The 2,643-nt window shown below is 41.8% G+C and carries 4 protein-coding genes and 1 tRNA gene; 3 read left to right on the forward strand and 2 right to left on the reverse strand.

Annotation, left to right across the window (positions count from 1 at the left end; all coding sequences use genetic code 11):
* Nucleotides 1-205 (forward strand): hypothetical protein (locus Xbed_RS18300; RefSeq protein ID WP_208612278.1); only part of this gene is annotated, 205 nt, incomplete at its 5' end.
* A gap of 201 nt (nucleotides 206-406) precedes the next feature.
* The gene (locus Xbed_RS18310; RefSeq protein ID WP_086114260.1) at nucleotides 407-595 is read left to right on the forward strand and encodes a helix-turn-helix transcriptional regulator; all 189 of its coding nucleotides are present in this window, start codon (nucleotides 407-409) and stop codon (nucleotides 593-595) included.
* Here Xbed_RS18310 and Xbed_RS18315 read toward each other — a convergent pair.
* A complete protein-coding gene (locus Xbed_RS18315; protein ID WP_086114261.1) occupies nucleotides 573-1,748 on the reverse strand; it encodes a tyrosine-type recombinase/integrase in 1,176 nt (391 codons plus the stop codon). The genes Xbed_RS18310 and Xbed_RS18315 overlap by 23 nt on opposite strands.
* Before the next feature lie 193 nt (nucleotides 1,749-1,941).
* On the opposite strand from Xbed_RS18315, the gene Xbed_RS18320 reads away from it, so the two are divergent.
* A tRNA-Arg gene (locus Xbed_RS18320) sits at nucleotides 1,942-2,016 on the forward strand.
* Nucleotides 2,017-2,372: 356 nt separating this feature from the next.
* Here Xbed_RS18320 and Xbed_RS19840 read toward each other — a convergent pair.
* Nucleotides 2,373-2,525, reverse strand: a complete 153-nt coding sequence (locus Xbed_RS19840; RefSeq protein WP_167371949.1) for a hypothetical protein — start codon at nucleotides 2,523-2,525, stop codon at nucleotides 2,373-2,375.
* Nucleotides 2,526-2,643 lie beyond the last annotated feature (118 nt).

Raw genomic sequence — 2,643 nt, forward strand, 5'->3', positions numbered from 1 at the left:
GAAACGAACAAATGAGGAAAATAGCATGAGCACACCAAAAATCACCATTGAAATATCCAGAACCGCAGCAGAAAAACATTCCAATCCCGGCAAAAAAGTCTCTGACCAAATGCTATCGGATTTTATAACAGACTGCGTTGTCTCTGGTCTGGAAATAATGGAGTTTCCCGAATCGGACATAAAAACCATCATAACCGATGAATAACCAGTCATACGAGAACGCAAGAAGGACGGTGGCAAAGGAATGCCTGAATGAGTTAAACAGCCTGCCTAAATATGACGACAAATTAGTAACCGCAATTCTCGATAAATATACACCCAAATTTAAACCACTCAATCACATGAAATTCAGTGCTAAATCAGTGCTGGCATATTATGTGCGGATTGTTAGGAAGGAGATGAAGTAATGAGTAATGATTTAATTGAAGAAAAAGATGTTTTCGACATGCTAGGAAAGAAAAGAACAGCAGTATATCGGCTCAGAAAAAAATATGGATTTCCTGAGCCTGTTTTAAACTATCCTGCCCGTTATAGGCTTTCAGCTATACAAAAATGGTTGGATGATGGCGGAATTAACCGGAATTTAACTGCTTGACGTGCCAAAATATTTTATCTGCATATAATTCATACGCTGCTTTTTGCTCATCAATCCAATCGTGTTTATTGTACACGGACATAACCCCGCCTAATTCATGCCCCAGCATCTTCTCGGTGACATGGGGCGCAACTCCTTCACTTGATAGGTTAGTCACCAGCGATCGCCTAAAGTCATGTGTGCGCCATTCGGGTATATCGATAGACTTCCTTAGCTTGTTCATATAGAGGTTTGCTGACGATCTGTCTATGGATTTATCCAGTTCCTGTCCAGGAAACAATACATCATTTCCCATGCTTAATAGTCGTTCTATGTATGGTATCACCTGCTCAAATATAGGTCGTCTGATTACGTTACCCATTTTTGAGTGGGCAACCGGAGTCGTCCATATCAGATCATCCATATTGAACTCGCTGGCAGTGGCAAGTCTCAACTCAGAAAGGCGCGCCCCCCATAACAAAAGTAATTGATGTAATGCCTTGTTAGAAGAAACTATTTTGTTATTTTCCAAAGCTAGCCAAATTTTTGCTAGTTCCGTGTACGTCAAAACTCGACTGCCTGTATCTGGTTTTTTACCTATGTTTTTCACACCAAGTTTCATAACTTCGCATGATGGGATGAATTGCCTACCTATACACCAGTTAACCACTGATCGCATTTGAGTTAAAAGAACTCTCGCTTTTTTGGGGTTTAATTTTTCCTGCTTGTCAAAAAACTTAACCCACGATGATACTGGTATATTAGAAACTGGTGTACACGAGAATTGTGTGTACATCGTGTTGTACACGACAGATCTATAAAGTATTTGAGTATTAGGCTTTAATGTTGACGCGTAATTATCCCACCAGTAGTCAAGACAATCTTTTAAGGTTGCCTCACCCTCTGAACGAGAAAAATACGTTTTTGGATCAAGTCCTTTTGTGTACAACGAACGCATCTCACCTACTGTTATTCTGGCGTCCTTTAATGACATTTCAGGATAGCGACCAACAGTCAGACGAACAGGCTTGCCATTCCAGCGATATCTGTGCTGAAATGTTATAGTTCCGTTCAGTGTGACCCTGACACTCAAACCGTCGCCATCGGTTAACTCAGCCTTCCCTTTATAGGGCTTGTTATGGATACCACGTAGTTTAGTGTCACTCAATGCCATAATTATAACCTGTACACAATGTGAAGCGTGATTATGTACTCAAACTGTACACAATGGCAAGTGAACGAACCGACTACAACCAAGGACAAGTAAAAACAAAATGAAACAAATAGAGGTAAAAAACTTGATTAAAACAAGCAGAAAGAGATAAGATACAAACAGCTCGAAACAACCCGAAACAAAGCAGTAAAATGTCCCCTTAGTTAAATGGATATAACGAGCCCCTCCTAAGGGCTAGTTGTAGGTTCGATTCCTGCAGGGGACGCCAAGACCAAGTAACCTCGCATCACCTCATATAACCCACTGTCTAGTCCTGATATACGTTGACACTTATTTTACTCATCACCGCCTTGCCGATGGAGGAGGTTTATTTCTTTTTGTGTCGAAAACGGGGAATAAGATTTGGTGTTTTAGATATCGTTAAGGATGGGAAAGAGCAAACTTATGTGATTGGTGCATATCCAGAAGTTTCACTGATTACCGCTCGATAATTAAAGCATGCTGAATCTAAGTATTGGTTTCTCAGCGCGCTCAGTGCTTCTATCTTTCCTCTTAACACCTTGCAGCGCCCAATGGCTTCATAATTTAACCCGGTCATGGTTACCTCTGCCTGTTGTTAATCCATTATCCGATAATCGGAATTTGCTGCTCTGCATGGCGATCACCACTCAATGAATGAATGATGATGGCAATACAGGCCGTCTCTCCGGCTGTCACACCACGTCTTCTGCCTACAGCGAGATGTTGCTGGTAATGATCCGTTCTACCCGGTGGCATGGGTTATTTTTGCTTCTGCCTGTACGCTCGATGTGAAAGGAAACATGTCATGGCTCATACAGGCAGACGGCGATAACCCGGCGCAAATAAAAATGCCGCCAATCCGTGTGCGTTGGGT

This window comes from Xenorhabdus beddingii (assembly GCF_002127545.1).
Classification (GTDB): domain Bacteria; phylum Pseudomonadota; class Gammaproteobacteria; order Enterobacterales; family Enterobacteriaceae; genus Xenorhabdus; species Xenorhabdus beddingii.